Source organism: Pseudomonas sp. NCIMB 10586 (assembly GCF_023127895.1).
Taxonomy (GTDB): Bacteria; Pseudomonadota; Gammaproteobacteria; order Pseudomonadales; family Pseudomonadaceae; genus Aquipseudomonas; species Aquipseudomonas synxantha_A.
Genome location: NZ_SPKQ01000008.1, coordinates 17,517 through 36,517, shown reverse-complemented (window position 1 = coordinate 36,517; position 19,001 = coordinate 17,517). Strand labels below are relative to the sequence as shown.

Annotated in this window: 8 protein-coding genes; 5 read left to right on the top strand and 3 right to left on the bottom strand. The window is 59.2% G+C overall.

Translation table 11 applies throughout. From position 1 onward, the window contains the following. The first annotated feature begins 104 nt into the window (after nt 1-104). Nucleotides 105-1,061 (top strand): DMT family transporter, encoded by a 957-nt coding sequence (locus E4P01_RS03805; protein WP_216091879.1) that lies wholly within the window; start codon nt 105-107, stop codon nt 1,059-1,061. Here the strand turns inward: E4P01_RS03805 and E4P01_RS03800 are convergent. Continuing rightward, nucleotides 1,058-2,440: a class II fumarate hydratase gene (locus E4P01_RS03800; protein WP_032880155.1), complete on the bottom strand. Its 1,383-nt coding sequence runs from the start codon at nt 2,438-2,440 to the stop codon at nt 1,058-1,060. The two genes, E4P01_RS03805 and E4P01_RS03800, sit on opposite strands and share 4 nt — an antisense overlap. A 195-nt stretch (nt 2,441-2,635) precedes the next feature. Between E4P01_RS03800 and E4P01_RS03795 the strand changes: the two genes are divergently transcribed. The 4 genes from E4P01_RS03795 to E4P01_RS03780 all read left to right on the top strand — a co-directional run bounded on the left by E4P01_RS03795 (nt 2,636) and on the right by E4P01_RS03780 (nt 9,425). After that, a complete protein-coding gene (locus E4P01_RS03795) occupies nt 2,636-3,154 on the top strand; it encodes a DUF2059 domain-containing protein (RefSeq protein ID WP_032880156.1) in 519 nt (172 codons plus the stop codon). A 6-nt stretch (nt 3,155-3,160) separates the two neighbouring features. After that, nucleotides 3,161-3,454 carry a BolA family protein gene (locus E4P01_RS03790; protein ID WP_032880157.1) on the top strand — a complete coding sequence of 98 codons (294 nt, stop codon included), beginning with the start codon at nt 3,161-3,163 and terminating at the stop codon, nt 3,452-3,454. 147 nt (nt 3,455-3,601) lie between these two features. After that, entirely contained in the window at nt 3,602-6,313 is a 2,712-nt protein-coding gene (locus E4P01_RS03785; protein WP_078821921.1) for an RHS repeat-associated core domain-containing protein, read from the top strand. Nucleotides 6,314-6,437: 124 nt separating this feature from the next. Continuing rightward, nucleotides 6,438-9,425, top strand: coding sequence for an RHS repeat-associated core domain-containing protein (locus E4P01_RS03780; protein ID WP_216091878.1), 2,988 nt, complete (start codon nt 6,438-6,440; stop codon nt 9,423-9,425). Nucleotides 9,426-9,588: 163 nt separating this feature from the next. On the opposite strand, the gene E4P01_RS03775 is transcribed toward E4P01_RS03780, so the two are convergent. Next, nucleotides 9,589-14,172 carry a SpvB/TcaC N-terminal domain-containing protein gene (locus E4P01_RS03775; RefSeq protein WP_216091877.1) on the bottom strand — a complete coding sequence of 1,528 codons (4,584 nt, stop codon included), beginning with the start codon at nt 14,170-14,172 and terminating at the stop codon, nt 9,589-9,591. Next, nucleotides 14,169-18,995 carry a neuraminidase-like domain-containing protein gene (locus E4P01_RS03770; RefSeq protein WP_248129901.1) on the bottom strand — a complete coding sequence of 1,609 codons (4,827 nt, stop codon included), beginning with the start codon at nt 18,993-18,995 and terminating at the stop codon, nt 14,169-14,171. Before E4P01_RS03770 ends, E4P01_RS03775 begins: the two co-directional genes overlap by 4 nt. Nucleotides 18,996-19,001: the final 6 nt, after the last annotated feature.

The window sequence follows — 19,001 nt, the reverse complement described above, 5'->3', positions numbered from 1 at the left end:
GGCATTGGGGCAAGCCCCCTCCCACATTTAGGATTGTGGCGTATCCCAATCCAGTGACTTGCCCCTAGAATGCGGTTCCACTTCCTCTGGCATCTGGGGCACTCATGCACATCTCCTCCGGCCGCTGGGTCTACGGCTTTTTCCTGACCCTGCTGACCGCGTTTCTGTGGGGCATCCTTCCGGTCAAGCTCAAGCAAGTGCTGCAAGTGATGGATCCGATCACCGTCACCTGGTTTCGCCTCACGGTGGCCGGTACTTGCCTGTTTGTCTATCTGGCTGCCACCAAGCGCTTGCCCAGCCGTAAAGTGCTCGGCCCCAGGGGCGGCTGGCTGGTGGGCATGGCGGTGTGCGGCCTGGTCGGCAACTACGTGCTGTATCTGGTTGGGCTGAAAATGCTCAGCCCAGGCACCGCGCAGTTGGTAGTGCAGATGGGCCCGATCTTTCTGATGGTAGCCAGTGTGTTTGTGTTCAAGGAGCGCTTCAGCTTGGGGCAGGGTGTGGGGCTGGTGGTACTGATTATCGGCTTTGGTTTGTTCTTCAACCAACGCCTGGTGGAGTTGCTGACGTCCATGGGCACCTACACCGCCGGTGTGCTGACGATCCTGCTCGCCACCACCATCTGGGTGTTCTATGCATTGGGGCAGAAGCAGTTGCTGACAGTGTGGAATTCGTTGCAGGTGATGATGGTGATCTACCTGTCGTGCGCGGTGTTGCTCACGCCGTGGGCGCATCCGCTGGAGGCGTTGCAGTTGAGCCCGCTGCAAGGATGGCTGCTGCTGGCGTGTTGCATGAATACGCTGGTGGCCTACGGCGCATTTGCCGAAGCCCTGGCGCATTGGGAAGCCTCGCGGGTCAGTGCGTCCCTGGCGTTGACGCCGTTGGTGACCTTTGTGGCGGTGGCCTTGGCGGCCTGGCTGTGGCCCGACTATGTGCAGGCCGAAGAGATCAATGCCTTGGGGTATGTGGGGGCGTTGGTGGTGGTGACGGGGTCGGCGATGGTGGCGTTGGCGCCTTCGCTGCTCGCCGGGCTCAGGGCCCGGCGGCTGCGGATATCGGTTTAAGCGCCGAGCATGTTTTCCGGGCGGACCCACTGGTCGAACTCGGCGTCGGTGAGGTAGCCGAGCTCCAGCGCGGCTTCGCGCAGTGTCAGCCCTTCGGCGTAAGCCTTCTTGGCGATCTCTGCCGACTTGTCGTAGCCGATATGCGGGTTGAGCGCGGTGACCAGCATCAGCCCGCGTTCCAGGTGTTCGGCCATTTGCGCGGCGTCTGGCTCAAGACCCGCGATGCAATGCTCCTGGAAGTTGTTGCAGCCATCGGCCAGCAGCCGGATCGACTCCAGCAGGTTGTGAATGATCACCGGTTTGTACACGTTCAACTGCAAGTGCCCTTGGCTGGCGGCCATGCCGATGGTCACGTCGTTGCCCAATACCTGGCAGGCCAGCATAGACAGCGCTTCGCACTGTGTGGGGTTGACCTTGCCGGGCATGATCGAACTGCCCGGTTCGTTGGCCGGCAACTTCACTTCGGCCAGCCCTGTGCGTGGGCCGGAACCCAGCAGGCGCAGGTCGTTGGCGATTTTCATCAGGGCCACGGCCAGGGTTTTCAGCGCGCCGTGCAAGGTGACCAGCGGTTCATGGCCGGAGAGGGCTGCAAATTTGTTCGGTGCGGTCACGAAGGGCAAGCCCGACAGCGCCGCCAGTTCGGAGGCAATCGCCTCGCCGAAGCCATGGGGTGCGTTGAGCCCGGTGCCGACAGCAGTGCCGCCTTGGGCCAGCTCGCACACGGCGGGCAGGGCGCTGCGGATCGCGCGCTCGGCGTAATCGAGCTGGGCGATAAACGCCGACAGCTCCTGGCCGAAGGTGATCGGCGTGGCGTCCATCATGTGGGTGCGGCCGGTCTTGACCAGCTTCATATGCCGCGCGGCCAGTTCCGCCAGGCCACCGGACAGCGTCGCGATAGCAGGCAGCAGTTGCTGGTGCACCGCTTGCACCGCAGCAATGCTCATGGCGGTTGGGAAGCAGTCGTTGGAGCTTTGGGAGCGGTTCACATGGTCGTTGGGGTGTACCGGGCTTTTACCGCCCCGATTGTTGCCGGCCAGTTCGTTGGCGCGGCCGGCGATCACTTCGTTGGCGTTCATGTTGCTCTGGGTGCCACTGCCGGTCTGCCAGACCACCAGCGGGAACTGGTCGTCATGCTGGCCGTCGAGGATTTCGTCGGCAGCCTGTTCGATCAGCCGGGCGATATCGGCGGGCAGGTCGCCGTTACGGTCATTGACCCGGGCGGCGGCCTTCTTGATCAGGGCCAGGGCATGCAATACCGCCAGCGGCATACGCTGCTCGCCAATCGCAAAATTGACCAGCGAGCGCTGGGTTTGCGCGCCCCAATAGGCATCATCAGGGACCTGTACTTCTCCCAGGCTGTCGGTTTCGATACGGCTCATCGGGCACCCTCCTTATCCAGTCGTGATTGGTCAGTTTAGGCCCTGGCGGCTGCCGTGGGTTCCCTAAATCCGCATTTGTGCCATTGCGCCCCGCAAAACCAGGGCCTACGTGGGGTGGGGTTGAGCCGCGAGGTTTTTTAGGCGCAGAATGGGCGCCCTTGGGGTCTTACCTCGCCTGCTAGAAAAGGAAACTCGATGACTCGTCTTCGTGCCATCTGTACCGCGGTTGCTCTGGTTTGCGCCAGCGGCCAGGTTTTTGCCGATACCGCCAGCCACAACGCCAGTGCCGAAGCCTTCCTTACCCTGGCCCACGCTGACAAGCTGGGGACCCCGGTGTACATGCAAGTGCAGCAAATGTTCGCCCAGCGTTTCGAACAGACCAAGGCGCCTGCCGCCAAGCAGTCCGTACTGGACAGCTACCAGGCCAAGGCCAACGCCGCCCTGGACCAGGCCATCGGCTGGCCGAAGCTCAAGCCCGATATGGTCAAGCTCTACACCACCAACTTCAGCGAATCCGAGCTCAAGGACCTGGTAGCGTTCTACCAGTCGCCACTGGGCAAGAAAGTCCTGGAAAAAATGCCGCAGCTGACTCAGCAATCGGCCCAGATGACCCAGGCCAAACTGGAAAGCGCCGTACCGGTGGTGAACAAGCTGTTGGAAGACATGACCAATGAGCTGGCGCCAAAAGGTGCCGCACCGGCCAAGAAGAAGTAAGCAGCAATGACCATGCAACAGCGTATCGAAACGGCGCTCGCCGCCCTGGGCCCGGAACACTTGAGTGTGCTGGATGAAAGCCACATGCACAGCCGTGGGTTGCAGACCCACTTCAAGGCCGTGCTGGTCAGCCCGCAGTTCGAAGGGCTCAACCGCGTCAAGCGCCACCAGAAGGTCTACGCCACCCTGGGTGACCTGATGAGCGAATTTCATGCGTTGGCGCTGCATACCTACACGCCTGAGGAATGGGCGAAGATCGACGCAGCCCCGGCCTCGCCGACCTGCGCCGGCGGGCACTGAAAACCTTTGAGGCCAGCAGGCGCCAAGCCTGCTGGTCTCGACAGGTGGTGCCAGAATCTGGTTACACAAGGCTACTTTTTATACCCCTTTATCGAGGCCGGTACCTCTAGGATTTGTTGACCTTAGTGCAAAACAGGTCATGAATTCATGTCTAACGCCCTTCATCGAAATACGCCTACCTTGACGGCCATTGACCCTCGCGGGTTAGCCGTGCGCACTGTGCAGTATCATCGTGCAACGCTCGCGGACTCCCCTCAGGCGCGGGTCAATCGCCAGGTGTTGAGTGCCAGTGGTTTTTTGCTTGAACAGTGGGACCCACGTCAGTTCGCCCTTGGCTCGACCGGGGTGGCGGCGCAATCGAACCTTTACAGCCTGTCGGGTGAAACCGTGCGAACCCAGAGTATGGATGCCGGTTGGCGCTTGGTCATGTACGGTGCAGCGCGGCAGCGGTTGCACAGTTGGGACTCGCGCGGCGCCCTCCAAGCGTTTCACTATGACAGTTTGCTGCGCCCTGTGGCGGTGTTCGAACAATCTGCAGAGGACCCGTCACCCCGTTGTGTCGAGCGTATGACGTACGCGCCCGCAATCTCGGCCGAGGTCGTCGGCAATCGCTGTGGACGGTTGATTCGCCATGCGGACCCGGCGGGTGTGCTGCTGGTGGAGGCGTACGCGATCGATCAACGCGTCATCAAGCAAACCAGACGGTTTCGCGCCGATATCGCTCTGGTCGACTGGCCAAACAGCGATGAGGCACAGGATCTGCTGACGGAACGCCAGGCCTATACCACCACCTGGCGTTACGATGCGCTGGGTGCAATGCTGGAGCAGATCGATGCCAAGGGCAACCGCCTACAGTGGCGCTATGGGCAACAGGGCTGGGTGTTGGAAATGCTGCTGATCTTCAAGACCGGCGAGCGCCAAGTGTTGATGAATCAGCGGGTATACAACGCCAGCGGCCAAGTCGTGTCCGAGCGGGCGGGCAATAACGTTACCAAAGTCGCCCGTTACGCCGAGCACGACGGTCGTTTGCAGCAACTTGAGGTGTACCGCCAAGGGCAGGCCGGCACGCCGCTGCAGCAGCTGGTATATGAGTACGATCCGGTCGGCAACATCCTCAGCCTCAGCGACCTGGCGCAACCGACTCGATGGCACAGCAACACCCGGATTGATGCGGTTAATCGCTACCAGTACGACACGCTTTATCAGTTGATCCAGGCCAGCGGTCGGGAAAATAGCGCCAATGCCGGGGGCCGGGCTTTGCCAACGCAGGTGCAGTTCGGGGCGACGGATCAGGGGCTCTGGCGCAATTACACCCAGCATTATGCCTATGATGGTGCGGGCAATCTGACGCGCCTTCGACACGTGCCCTCCAGCGGCACAGGCTATACCCGCGAAATGCAAGTGGCGGCGCTCACGAACCGCGCCGTGCCCGTAGCGCAAGGGCGGCAGGTTCAATGGGATGGGGCGTTCGATGCCAATGGCAATCAGTTGTCGCTCGACGGCACACAGCAGGCGGCCTGGAATGTGCGCAATCAATTGACCTACACCACCCAGGTACAGCGTGAGAACGGTGACCCTGACGTGGAGAGTTACCTGTATGACAGTCAAGGCCTGCGCGCACTCAAGGTTCGCAGCCGTGAGGCTCGTGCAAAACCTTACACCCAGGAAACCTATTACCTGCCGGGCCTGCAAGTACACAAGCAAAGGGCACAGCGCTTCAATGTGCTGGACATTGATACGGGCGGTGGGCGAGTCACCGTGGTGCAATGGGAGTCGGGCAAACCCAGCGAGATGAGTACCCACTCACTGCGATTCAGCATTCTGGATCACCTCAAGAGCTGTGCGCTGGAACTGGACGAGCAGGCTCGCTTGTTGAGCCAGGAGCATTACTATCCTTATGGCGCAACGGCGTGGTGGGCAACCAGCAATATCGTTCGTGGGCACCCTAAGATTCGCCGTTACTCCGACAAGGAGCGCGACGCCACGGGCCTGTACTACTACGGTGCGCGTTATTACGCACCGTGGTTGCAGCGCTGGATAAGCCCGGACCCGATGGGCGATGTGGACGGCTTGAACCTGTATGCGATGGCCCGAGGCAATCCCGTAGGGTTCAGGGATGCCGATGGCACGCAAACGACGTTTGGCGAGCAATTCCAACCCAGTCGTGGCGATATCATTTTCGGCTTGGCGGATACCGTGCGTCTCTACCGCAGCTTCTGGTCGAAGCTGACTGCACGTGGGGACATAATGGCCGCCTATTTCGGGAACGAGGAGATAGGGCCGGCGACTGCGAGGCTGAGAAAGGAAAGTGCCCCCATGTTCATTCAGTTCAAGCTCGGCAGGATCGATGAACACGAGTATGAGCAAAGGCTCACGGAGCAAGGCTCGTCGGTTGCACAACAGTTCTATGGCGCTATTGTGTCGAAGTATTCGGGCTGTACGTCGACCACCGCCAACCGGGAGTTCGCGAAGCGGTTCGTCAGTGATCTTGCTTCCAGTGAGTATTCGTTCGAGCGTACTCTGAAGGATTATATCGACGTGGACTTGAGTGAGTTCCAGCATAAGTTGGTCAGCCGCGCCAGTAAGTCGGCGTTGAAGACGCTGACGGACCCTCAGAGCACCCGGCAGGTGCATTTTGCCCTTGATAATCTGGACGTGGATGATGTGATCCATAAGTCCACGACTTCCGCCACAGGTTCGGAGTTGCGTTGGCTTTATCGGCATCGTCTGCAACTGGCAGGCCGTGTGACGTTCTATCGACACCAACAACGGGTCGACGCGCCTTGGGAGTCAAACGCGCGAGCTTGGCGTCGCTACAAACCCAGCCGTCCGAGGGTGTCAGGGCGGGCGGCACGCTGACACGTGAGCGGGTCGGGGCGATGCCAGTAACTGGATACACAAAAGCATCCTCCAGCACCACCTTTCTCATCCCCTCATCCCTAGGCTCTCAGGACTACTTGTTCAGCAATAAGGTCCTGAGGTCATGTCTGATTCCATCCATCGAAACACGCCGTCCCTGGTCGCAGTCGACCCGCGTGGGTTAATTGTTCGTAACATCGATTACCACCGTTCAAGCACAGAGGTTGAACCGCAGATGCGCATTCATCGTCAGGTGTATGGCAGTACGGGCTTGATGATTGAACAGTGGGACCCACGTTTGTTGCAGTTGTCACGCTCACAGCCTGACACCGCGCCCAATCAACGCACGGTCTATAGCCTTGGTGGACAAGCGTTGCGCACCGACAGCGTGGATGCCGGCTGGCGGCTGACGCTGATGGGGGAGGCTGGGCAGTTACTGGAAGAATGGGATGGGCGGGGCGCTCACCAGGCTCATCGCTACGATCAATATCTGCGGCCGGTGGCGGTCTTCGAGCAGGCGGCCAGTGACGGGCAAGCGTTGTGCGTCGAGCGTCTTGCCTATGCTGCATCTTCGAACGAAGAGGCGGCGCGCAACCGCTGCGGCCGGGTGGTTCGCCACGATGACGGCGGCGGCTCGTTGTTCCACGAGCGGTATGGGGTGCACGCAGAAGTTGCTCAGCAGACCCGACGCTTCCGGCAGGCGGATGCCGCGCTGGATTGGCCGCAGCTGTACGCACAACGCGAGGTGCTCCTAGAGCCCGAGAGATTCCAGACATCCATTGGGTTCAACGCGCTGGGTGAGCGCCTGCATCACACGGACGCCAAGGGCAATCGCTTCGACTACGCCTACGGCATTGACGGCCAGCCGGCGAGCATCTTTGTGACGCCCAGGGGCGGCGAGCGTACGCAGGTACTGGGCCAGCGGCACTATAACGCAGCGGGTCAGGTGCTCAGCGAACGCGCCGGCAACGGCGTTGTGCGTGCCATGCACTACCGTGAATTCGATGGTCGCTTGCGGCAAATGACTGCCCATCTGCCCGCGCGACCGGGCGCAGCGCTGCAAGACCTGCGCTACGAGTATGACGGCGTTGGCAACGTCGTGCGGATCGATGACCTTGCCCAGCCGACGCAATGGTCCAGCAACACCCGAATCAGTTCGACCAGCCTTTATGAGTACGACACGTTATCGCAACTGACCAAGGCCACCGGCCGCGAAACCGCCGGCAACACTGGAGGCCCGGCGTTACCAGCGAGTGTGACGTTCGGCTCGACTGACGACAGCGTATGGCGTCGCTACACCCAGCGGTTCAGCTATGACGCCGCCGGAAATATGCTTGAGTTGCAACATGTGCCCAGCAGCGGCACGGGCTTCACGCGGCAGATGAGCGTGGCCGCGGGCAGCAATCATTTTTTGCCGCAGGCCGATGGCAAGACTGCGCCGGGGTTGGGCCAGGGCTTTGACCGCAATGGCAATCTGCAAGCGTTGGCAGGCGATCACAAGATGGGCTGGGATGTGCGCAATCAACTGGTGCGCCTCACGCAGGTGCGGCGCGAGGGCGGCAACGACGATGAAGAACGTTACGCCTACGATGCCACGGGCCAGCGCATCCTCAAGCGCCGGGTCTCCCAGGCCCGGGGCGTGCTGCATAGGGCCGAGGTGCGCTACTTGCCGGGGCTGGAAATTCGGCATGACAGCGCGACGGGTGAGCAACTGAATGTACTCAACCTTGATGCTGGTACGACCACGGTCCGCGTCCTGCTTTGGGATCGCCACCCTTCGGGGGGGCGCCAGGACGCGCAGATCCGTTACGGCTTGTCGGACCACTTGGGCAGCAGCAGCCTGGAACTGGGCGAGCAGGCGCAACTGCTCAGCCAGGAAAGTTATTACCCCTTCGGCGGGACTGCCTGGTGGGCGGCGAAGAATGCCAGTGAGGCGAGTTACAGGTTCATCCGTTACTCGGGCAAGGAGCGCGATGCCAGTGGGTTGTCTTACTACGGCTTCAGGTATTACGCACCGTGGTTATGCCGATGGATCAGCCCGGACCCGATTGGCGATGCCGATGGTTTGAATCTGTACGCCATGGTTGGCGGTAATCCGGTTAGCAAGGTCGATGCGCAAGGGCTGGCTGCCACACCGGCTTTGGAGGAGTCGCAGGATAAACAAATACGCAGGCTTTCCATCAGCCGCAGGCTCGCGAATATAGGCAGGGTTATGCGCCCGAGGATACAACCGGCCTCGGCGGCAGCGATTCGCGATGGTTTATCCACCTATATCGCCAATGCAATTGCGACGGGCGTCGATCTGGCGGTCTTCAGTACCGTCCAGCCCACGGCACAACGCAACCAAATCTTGCGCCTTACCGTTGCGGTGCTGGATGCAGTGTCCACGGCACATATGAGCACCGGTATCGCCGGTAACTGGACGCGATATGCGCCACAGATCGGTGCTATTTTTGCAGGTGCCGCGGGTATGGGGTATGCCATGCATGGCGACTCGATAGGTGATCAAGCCGAGCACAGCTGGGACCCGGTGGCGGTCCAGCGGTTGGGCGGACATGTGCGCGCGCTCTCCAGAGAACTGGTGCAGCAGGTCCTTCGTGGGCACGGTACCGGCATCTCCTGGGGCAGCACGCCCCTGCGCGGCAGGGTCACGCGCACCGCCGGAGCGACGGCCGCCTATGCCCTTGCCACCGTGGCCAACGTTGTTTATGGCGGGGAAGTGCCTGCGCTGATGCAACCCAATGTCTCACCTGCAATAGAAGCCTACGATGGGGCGATGGGAACGATGATGCGTGGCGGTCACCGGACCGCCGTCCACGATCCCCATGGCCAAACCGTACAGTTGCCGGATCCTGTCGCGACGGCGCACGGTGGGCTGAGCAGAATGTTCAATCAGGTGTGGACGCACTGGGCCGCGTCCGGTGTCGAGGCATTGGCCGTTGCGCTGACGGGCCTGCCACAGGCCGCTCAAGGCCGGACCACTCGAACAATTGTCATGGCGGCCCGCGGCGTGATTGCATCATTGACCGAATGGCGCGGCTTTTTCGTAACGTTTGCCAGGCGCGGGTATACAACCTTGGCGTCGCGATGGGGCGCAGCCCGGCGATCCTGACAAGAACATGAATGGGTCGTCGCTGCGGCCCATTCAACATCCCAGTCGGCTTCAAGGCTGCCTTTGCAGGCAAGCCTCACACACATTTGAACGGCTCACGTTGGAGGGGCCAGACCGCTACAGGTCTGGCGCAGGAGCAAAAGTTCTGTAGATACCCAGGTCTTTAGGGGGTATCAGTCAGTATGTTGTCGGAGTTCAGCTCTGCATAAGTGTCGTTTTCGTCCTCATTGACGGTGTACCAGGCCCAATAGGTGTTACGCCGCATAAATCCTCCTGCGGTCAATGTCTTTGTCGGGCGCCCGAGGGGGTCGTAGAACTGTCGGTCGCTGTGGCCCAGCTCGCGCATGGATTGATCATTGACGTAGGTGTGCTTGTCGGCGAAGTAGGGGCGGTAGACGCGAATGACCAGGCCCTTGTTGTTGTATTCGACACGCTCGCTGATGCGCCAGCGGGGGTCGGCTTGCACTTGGCGCAGCTGTTTCTTCAAAGTGGCGTTTGCATCCGGCAGTTCGTCGACCAACAGGTTGCCCTTGTCGTCGACGGCATGGGCCGGGCCTGGTTCGGTCTTCTGCTTGGTCTGCAATGAGCGGCCGAAGCCATCCCAGCAGGTCAGGGTCATGCGAACCTGTTGTTCGGCATCGCCGGGGTAGCGGTCAGCTTGCAATATGAGCCCATGTACCGGCGTACGGCTGGCCTCATCGATCAACGCCTTGAGTTGTTTTGCACTGTCACTGAGGGGCTGGCGAGCACCACCCAGCCGCGATCGCGCGCTCATGCGGATATGCCCGCCGGGGAGCAGATACCCCTTGGTAATCCACTCGGGCTTGACCAGAGCCAAGTCGATGCTGCCCATCCAACTGAAAGGCGCGTAGCAGTGCGCGCTGGCCATGTCTTGCAGCACGCTTTGCGCCTGTTCGATGGCCAATGCGGGCGTTACATTTTTGCGCGGGCGGTAGCTTTCCAGAGCGGCGAAGCCCACTCTGAGGCTTTGTTCGTGGCCGTAAAAGGTGTTGGCGAGTAACTGCCCAAAACCGTCATAAAGCGCTTCTTGAATAGTGCCATTGGGGTCGACGATTTTTATCGGCAGCAGCAATCGATAGTCGTATTCGGCCTTGGTTACACAATCGTCGGGCATTTTTACGCGCACGGTTTGCAACGTGTAGGGGTCATAGGTGAGCTTTGTTTCGCCATGGGCCTCGGTGGCCCGCAGCGCCCTTATCCGATAAAACTGGGTGGCCTTGCCATAGCGGGGAAAGTGCCGGCGAATCGACCACAGTCGGTTTTCCTTGGGCGGCACCTCGCCGTCGAATAGAAAAAACAACTCCATGGTGTGATAGCCGCTGTCGGTGAGCTTTTGCACCAGGTCCACCTTGGGTTGGTTGGGCATGGCCGGAATGTCGTTGTAGGCACTTATGGCCTGGTCATCCAGCTCGGCGATTTCCAGATAGTCAGTCAATGCCTGGACGGTGGCGACGCCAGGCTCCAGGGTTTTACCGGAGCTACCGGCCTGCCGGTAGTACTGCAGCGACAAGCCGCTCAGGGTGCGGCTGGCCCCTGCGGCCAGCGGCCCGACGCTGGTATCGATGAACACCTCATAGGCGATACGCGCAGGGTCCAGCCCGCCAGGCGCCGGCGCCTTGCCGAGCACCAGGGCGTTGTCTCGTTGGCGGTAGGGCAAGGCCAGGCACCACTGCTGTGCGTCGTCCAGATGAATGGGCTGCGCCAGCGTTTCGCTCAGGTAATAGAATTGTTGCGCGTTGTCATGGGTATCGTGCCACCAGCGCTGCTGGTGCTCATCCACCAGCACGGCGGGCGGCGGGCTGTCGGTGGTGGTACGGCGGGCATAATGCAGGGTCACGCTATGCACCAGGTAACCATAGGCATCCCAGCGCAGATTGATCTGGTGCTGGCAGACGGGATCGTTTTCCACGCCTTCGTATTGATAGCTGATCGACTCCAGCGCTAATGGCAGCAACCGGGGGTAGGGCGTATGAGCACTGGCGGGGGCCAGTTCACGGACCAGATACCGCTGGTGTTTGACCGAGTAGGGCACGGCGTCTTGCGCCGGGTCTGCTGCCATCACTTCGACCCGCAGCACCGCGCCACTGAGTGCACGGGCCACGTCGCGTGCCAGCGCCGGTGCGGGGTCGCTGATCAAGTCGTCATGATGATCCAGCGGTTGTGCCCCAGCTGTCCCCCTGTAGCGGCTGACCAGCGTGCGGCCGGGAGCCTTGGCGTTCGGGTCGTGAGTGCTCTGGCCGAGGCAGGGCATGTCAAGGGATCGCCCGGTATGAAACCAGGTTTTGCTGAGCACGGGAGCGCTTGAACCCGGCGCGTGAGGGGCGTCTTTGCGGCTGTCGGTGTCGGTTTGCAGCAACAGCCCAAAGCCACGAAACTTGCGGTCCACACGGTCGTAATAAGCCTGACGATAGCTCACGCGCTGGGTCAGCTGGTTGCCGGTAATTTCGTCTCGTTGGGTTTGTTGGCTGGCCAGCAGCAGCGCAAAGGGTAACTGGCTGATAGCGGGCTGGCCCTTGGCATGCAGCTCGCGTTTTTCGTCCAGCCACTCCTGGGCGCTGCTGCGATATTTGATCGCCGCCTGGGCGCCCATGTTGTTGTCGGTGCGTATGAGCAGCCAGGGCTTGTGGCTGAAAAAGTCGTAGCGCCAATGGATGGGGGTCTGGTGGGCGGCGGTCAGGATCAGGCTAGGGCAGCCCCGGCCGCTCACGTCGACGATGTTGACCTGGCAGTGGTCGTCATACTGCACACCCTCTGGCCACGGGACCTTGATCGCCTGCGCCTCGAAACCGTTGCCGCCTTTATTGAGGAAAATCCACAGGTGGGCGGCGCTCAAATACAGCAAGTCCGTAGCGCCACCTCCATTGAGGTCGACGAGCAGTACATTGGCCGGCTTGAACGTTTCATAACGCAGTGGCAACGTAGCCAACACAAACCCTCGGGCAAAGCGGCCTCGACCCAGGTTCGGCCAACATTTCACTTCGTCATGCCGGATACGCACCAGATGCTGTTGGCCCGTGGCGAGTACATCGCTGAACGCCACCAGCTCGTTAGGCGAGGCGGAAACGATCGGCAAGACGTCATCGAGCTTATGAGGCACCTCAATGGCGGGTTCGAAGCCTTTTCTTCGGCGATTGGCATACAGGCGTACGCTACGGGGGCCGATCATGGCAACGTCAGGGCGTCCCGTCCCCATCAAGTCGGCGAGGATGCCCTGGGGGTGGAAGAACTCCGAGGGGAATGCATCGAACGACGTATAGGCTGACCAGTTACGCTGTTCATCCAGGCTGAAAAAGCCATTCATTCCTGGGTGGGCAACCAGCCAGTCCAAACGGCCATCGCCGTCCACATCGGCCAGCGCCTGGTGGATGGGCCGGCTGCTGTCGGCGACCGGCACCCGCGCCAACTCCTGGGCCGCGCCGTAAATCACCTCGTCGCTGGTTTTCGTGTGCTGCGGCCTGAGCGGTTCACGGTAGTACCAACTCTTGTCAGTGCGATACAACACACCCGGTATGCCTTCGCCATACAGATCGACCAGTTGATAGCGATCGCTGTCATGCAGCCCGGGCAGCGAACTGAAGGGCTTATAGCCGCTCTTGTCTACCTTGAGCTGGCTCGATTGGTAAAAACACTCCAGCGGCGGGCGGCTCACACTATTGCCCGAGCTGTCGAAGGCCTGCTCATGGACCCCAATCAACAGGCTGACATGGGTGGGCGCGCGGTATTCCAGCAGCAGACGTTTGACCAGCACCGGGTCGGTGCCCATTTGCGCTTCCTTGGGGAAGTGGTGAAACATCAGAATCTGGTTGCAACAGCGCAGGGTGCGTAGCTCGAAGCCGAACGAAAAATCCGAGCAAGGATCGGGTCGTGTCGGCCACTCCCGGATTTTCTGATACGTCGGCCGCTTATCCAGCTCAAGGTCACGTTCGCCATAGTCAAAGAGCAACTGAAAGTGCCAGCCCATGCCCGGCTCATCGTCGGTCTTCCAAAGGTAGAGTTGTTCCTGCTCCTCGGCGGTGAAGTTGCCGTAGCAGACGCGCTCCAGGTAACGCTGGGCTCGACAGTCCCTCGGGTAGCGTGAGGAGTCAGTTTCTTTTTTGTAGTGATAATAAATGTGTTCGCCGTGGGTATTCAGGCTTTCCTGCAACAACCATTGCGCCACATGGTGCGGGTGGTCCGGATCGGCAATTCGGGCCAATGGGGTCTTCCCGTAAAAGTGCTGACTGCCATCGGCACTTTGTATCAACCAGAAGCCTGCAGCATCGGTTGCCGAGTGCCAGTGCTCGATACGGTCGAAATGGCTCTCAACCCGCGGAAAGTACCGGGTGGCCGTGTAGGCGATGGTCAGTGGCAAACCATTGAAGGAGGTCGCGGCGCGGCTGACGATCGCACCTTCGGCGTCGCGTTCGGGTAGCCATATTTGCGCGTCGGGGCCCACCAGTACGTCGTGCTCCGTGTAGGCCGGCACACCATGGGAGGTACGCCGGCTGACAGCCGGCAGGGGTATCCCCCAACCCAATCCGAAGGGGCCGTTGCCAGCGCCGCTGTGATAGGCCAGCGACATGGCCGGCGCGTAACCGCGCGCGGGAGAGATCGGCAAGGGAATCTCAAAGGTGGCCATACCGCTGGCGCCGACATCGCCCCAGCCTTTGCCGGTGCCTTGAATGGCACCGCCGCCTTTGGGCAGGGCCGGGGTATTGACTTGGAGGTTGGGCGTATCGTCGTTCATACCTTACCCCCGCTGGCAACTGGCACCCTGGCGGTGTAACGCAGGTGAATGACGATATCGTTGATTGATTGGAGTACGGCTTCTTGCCGGCTGTGATTGGGGAATTCCAGGGTCCAGTTGGAGATGGCCCCGGTGTATTCGAAGGGCAAGTAGCGATCGTGGCTCTCGAAGTTGAGGGTGAACAGGCCGTTGTCATCCAGGCCGGTGGACAGTGCGATTTGCTGATGGGCACGCATGTCGCGGCGCCGCTCGCCTGCGGGCAATACGATTTCGTTATGGGTTTGGGTCAGTATCGCCTTGATGTCCTCATAGGGGCCTAGCGTCGCGGGCAACGACACGCTGATGCTTTTTATTCGCCGCAGGATGTGGTGGGGGTAATCCTCTTCAAACAGAGCCTCGGGCAACTTGAAGCACAGCGTGCCGTTATCGACCAGTTGTCGTTTATGCTCGGCCCATGTGTTTTGTGTACTCGATGATTGAGTGCCGGTTGTGTCTGTTGTGGGTGTGGAGACTTTGCAATCGATCATGCGATGACGCAGGGAGATGGTCTTGACGATCTCCAGGTCCCGCACGTTCTGGTCCACATAGGCCGCATTCATCTTCAACAGCGACAGCTTCAGGGCCTCACCCGCCAGGTAGCCGCGGTAGTTGTTGTTCCAGGCACCGGGCTGGATAAACGTGCTCGCATAGTCTGCGACTTCGTACTGCCAGCACGCTTGCGCGGTGCGGCACAGGGAAAGGCTAAGGTCATAGACTTGGTAGTAGAACTTGCTCAGTTGTACATTGAGCCAGTCATACAGTTGTGCCCTGGTAAAGCGCTTGGCCAGCAATTGATAGTTCGACCAGGCCTGGGCCAGGGAGGTCTCGGCCAGGCGTAATTGCAGGCGCGTGGCTTTTTCCTGCTCGGCATAGGCTTGTAACTGGGCATCGACCTGTGCCAATTCGAGTCGGGCCTGATCCTGGGCATGCGCCCACTCTTGCTCCCGACGGTTGAATTGCTCGGAACGGTCCAGGTCTGCGGCAGTGCCCCGCAACACTGTCGCGACGCCTTGAGCCAAGGCTTGGGCTGCATAAAACGGGCCCTCCCAGCGCGACCCGCCGGTACTCGTATCGAAGATGTTCGGCGCGATCATCGCGATGCCGGCCGCTGCGGCGGCGGCGGAACCTGCGGCCTCGAATCCGCTACTGATCAGGTAGAGTTGGCCTGCGTGTGCTTCTGCGGGGCTGATGCCTTCGGTGAGCAGGCGTTCGTAGTGGCGCATCCGGGATTCGATCATGCTACGACTGGCGCCGAGTGCCTGGCGGTTTTTCTCGTCGAGCAACAATGCCTGGTGTTGTTGGGTGACGACGATATTGGCCAAGTCCCAGGCTTGTTGTTGCTGCAACTCCAGGTATTCAGCCTGTTCCTTGCGCTCAATCAGGCTCAGCACCGTGTTGCCGAATTGAATCACCGCCTCGGTTGCCGTGAGCGCGTGGCCCAGCATGATCTGGAAGCGATAATGGCCGACTTGCGCGTCAATGAACGGCGCCGCGCCTCCTTCGCCGAAGGCACCGCTGCTGCGGCTGGCCAACAGCTTCAGAGGTGAGAGCGGGGTTGCGTACAGCGACAGGCGCAAGGGTTTGCCAGTGATATCGAGATTGTAGCGCAGGTTATGCAGGCGACTTTCGAGCTTGTCCCAGCGCGCCACCAGATCGGTATTGAAGGGTAGGCACAGATTATCGGTGTCCGTGAGCGAAGCCAGTGCGGTGCTTTCGGTCGCAGGGTTGACATTGATTGGTGGGTTTTCTTGCTCCAGTTCTACCAGGGCTTTAGAGCGGCTCGTCGTCAAACTTTCGAGGGTGATTTCATCCCACGGTTCAGTGGTGGTGACGCGGGGGCGTGGCCCGAGAAAGTGATTGGCTCGCGTGTACCAGAGTTTGGCCTGGGTCAGGCTGTCGGGGGTGAGTTGCCGATAGGCTGCATCGCCACGATTGAGCAGTATGTCGAGATAAAGCAGGTAGATTGCTTTGCGAAAATGCACCGGTGAGCGAATCGCCAGTTTATGTGGGTCGTGAGTGACTGAACCGGGGAGCGGACCCGTACGAACGAGCTCGTTGAATCCCCAAAATGCAGGGCGCTCGCTGGCCGTATCGGCCAATCGCCCTGGGTCGAAGATGTGTTTGAGCCAGGCTTGGGCTTCGACATACTGCTGCTCCTGATTCAGGCGGTGGGCAACCAACCAGGGCACGTACAGGAACAGCTCCCAGAAGTACTTGCCGTGAGCCCCGTTAAAGTCAATGTCCTCTGCTGCTCCACCTGGCGTGAGTGGAGGTTCTTGCCACGTTTTCGGTGTTAACGAAAACAAATGCTCAAGGCTGACATTGGCCGCCTTGACCAGGTTGCCGGCAAAACAGGTATTCATGCGAAGGCGGGGGGGCGTGTCGGCAGGCGGGGTTGAGGTGCTCGTTGGGAAATCAATAAATTCGGCGGTGCCGAGTTTTTCCGACGTCTGTCTTTTGATCGTCGGCGCCAGTTGTTGATTGAGCGTTGTGTCAGAGGTGGAAGGGGCCAGCTTCAAGGTGGTCGCTTTCAGGGTATAGCCGAGAATTGTCGAGTCGTCTTCTTTGGCAGGCTCAAGCGTCACCACCCCGTGTATCAGGGTGATGCCCGACGTTATTTCCTCCGTGGTCACTGGAATCCGCGCCGTGACCCGATGCCCGCTGGGTAATTCGGGATTTGATCCGGTGAGGCTTTCGTGGGTAGTGTCCTGATAGTTGATGATTTGATGTGAGTTGGCATTGATTTTTTCGGTGAATGGGTAGTCTTTGAAATTGGCTCTCATAATGATGTGCTTATAGGCACGTAAATTAGATGTGCGCACGTTGGGCCTTTTGATGGTCAACGTATTTTGTGCGTGCAGCGACGTCTTTTTGTTTGCGTCTGGGTATTTGCTGTAGCGGTCAAGGGCGACCTGGATGGAGTTTTTTGTACCGGTGTATAAACTGATGAACGCATTCTTGTCGATATAATGATCTTCGAGTGAGACGGTGTTCCCGTCTTTGGATTTAGCGTTAATGAGTAACCCGTTTTTGATATGTACAGCGTTGGGGAACTCGTCATGCGTGGCCGTGTTTTTAAAATAAAGAGCGTAAAAATCAGTTTTTAACTCGTCTGTTGGGCCGGTAATTTTAGACTCACTGGTCAGTTTGAGCTGAGTGGCTTTCGGATCATCCAGTGCGTCGTCTACTATCAGTATGATGCTAATATCCTTAGGGGCTTCTTTTGTTAATGTGACGCTGTACGATTGCCGGAAATTTTCATTGAGGGTGGAAGTAAATACGAGTTCATTGGTATTTGAATCAAAAGAGACGTCACTTGTTTCTGGGTTTTTTATTTTTTCTCGATTTTTTCCAAAGTTCCAATGAATGTTGTTTTCGGTAATCGTTTCCTCCCTGGGGGAAATCGAGTGCTTGTTTGGGGGGGTCACCTTGAACTGCAAGTTACCTTGGTTTTTATGAGCAAAGAACGTGAGGTATTGCCGGGCGGTGTCAGGCAGCAACTCACTGTAGTACCCACTCACGCTTTGATCTTTGCCTTGAACGACAGTCTGCACTTTTGTCTTCTGCGACGGATCGAAGTGTTCCAGGAGTCGGTTTATCTCTTCGTCCACCTGTGAGCCGGGCAGCACGCTGTAGCGCTCGGGGCTGCCGCCATCGGCGATGGTGGTGATGTTGAAGGACTGGTCGACGTGGACAGCCTGGAAAAATTTGCCAATAAAGTTCTCCTGCTGTTTGGGGTCTTTACGGCTGGTGGCCAGCACACTTAAAAACAGTACCGGGGGGCCGTTACTGTCGACGATAGCTACCGTCTGCGTAATGGTTTTCAGAAAGGCAGAGGTCAATGCGTTGACGTCTTCGGTGGCGCAGTGCTCCTCGATGCAGGCTTTGGGTGCACTCCAACTACCATCGTGCTTTTTATAAGAAAAATTGAGGCGAAACTTGACGTAGCGGCTGTTGATCCATTCGGTCAGCTGTTTTTTTTCCCCTGAATCCGTTTGCGCCGGTGGGACGGAACTGGTGGGGGCGGGTTTGATGCATTCGGCCCAGATGAAAAATAACCGGTTATTGAAGTACACCGGCCGGATACTTTGCTCGGCGGTGGCGTCGGAGACCGACAAGTTGATTCTCTCCCAGTCTGACCAGGCGTCCTGAAAAAGTACCGAGCCTGCGCGCTTGGACAGGTCGAGGGAGCGCCAGTAATAGGTGTTTTCGGAACTCGATTTACCGACGAAGTAATAGGTGCCGCTATGCAGCTTGCTCAAGTCGGCGTCGATATAACCGTTGATCGTGCGTATGTTGGCGGTTTCCTCGAACCTGGCCAAGTAATTGTGAACCGCCGTGGTGACGGTATCCGCTTGAATTCGATACTGGCTCAGGTCGTTTTCCAAGTGTTCAAAACTGTCGGTCTTGTCACGCCGTAATGTCGGGTCCAAGTAGTTGGCGGGGTGATAGTGCAACTGTTGGTTGGCGTTCCAGAGAGCGTAGGTGTGCAACTGTTCGCGCCATAACGTGTCCTGTTGCGCGGTCATGCCCTGCTTTTCATAGCCCGGTTCCAGGCCGAGTTGGATGCGCGTGATGTACTGCTGCAGGCTGGAGATGGTACAGGCTACCGGGCTGGTCGGTACGGCTTGGCTGACTTGTACGTCGAGCAGCCAGTATTCGTAAAGATCGTCGGCATGGGTGATCTTTTCCTTTAAGTCGGTAGGTACCTTGTAGGTCAGGTAGTACGCGAGCATGGCGTCGCGCAGGCTTTCATTGAGCTGTTGATTAAGCGAGTGAGACATGATCAA

Coding starts and splice junctions, on each gene's coding strand:
- E4P01_RS03805 (WP_216091879.1), top strand. CDS start 105: ATGCACATCTCCTCCGGCCGCTGGGTCTACGGCTTTTTCCTGACCCTG.
- E4P01_RS03800 (WP_032880155.1), bottom strand. CDS start 2,440: ATGAGCCGTATCGAAACCGACAGCCTGGGAGAAGTACAGGTCCCTGAT.
- E4P01_RS03795 (WP_032880156.1), top strand. CDS start 2,636: ATGACTCGTCTTCGTGCCATCTGTACCGCGGTTGCTCTGGTTTGCGCC.
- E4P01_RS03790 (WP_032880157.1), top strand. CDS start 3,161: ATGACCATGCAACAGCGTATCGAAACGGCGCTCGCCGCCCTGGGCCCG.
- E4P01_RS03785 (WP_078821921.1), top strand. CDS start 3,602: ATGTCTAACGCCCTTCATCGAAATACGCCTACCTTGACGGCCATTGAC.
- E4P01_RS03780 (WP_216091878.1), top strand. CDS start 6,438: ATGTCTGATTCCATCCATCGAAACACGCCGTCCCTGGTCGCAGTCGAC.
- E4P01_RS03775 (WP_216091877.1), bottom strand. CDS start 14,172: ATGAACGACGATACGCCCAACCTCCAAGTCAATACCCCGGCCCTGCCC.
- E4P01_RS03770 (WP_248129901.1), bottom strand. CDS start 18,995: ATGTCTCACTCGCTTAATCAACAGCTCAATGAAAGCCTGCGCGACGCC.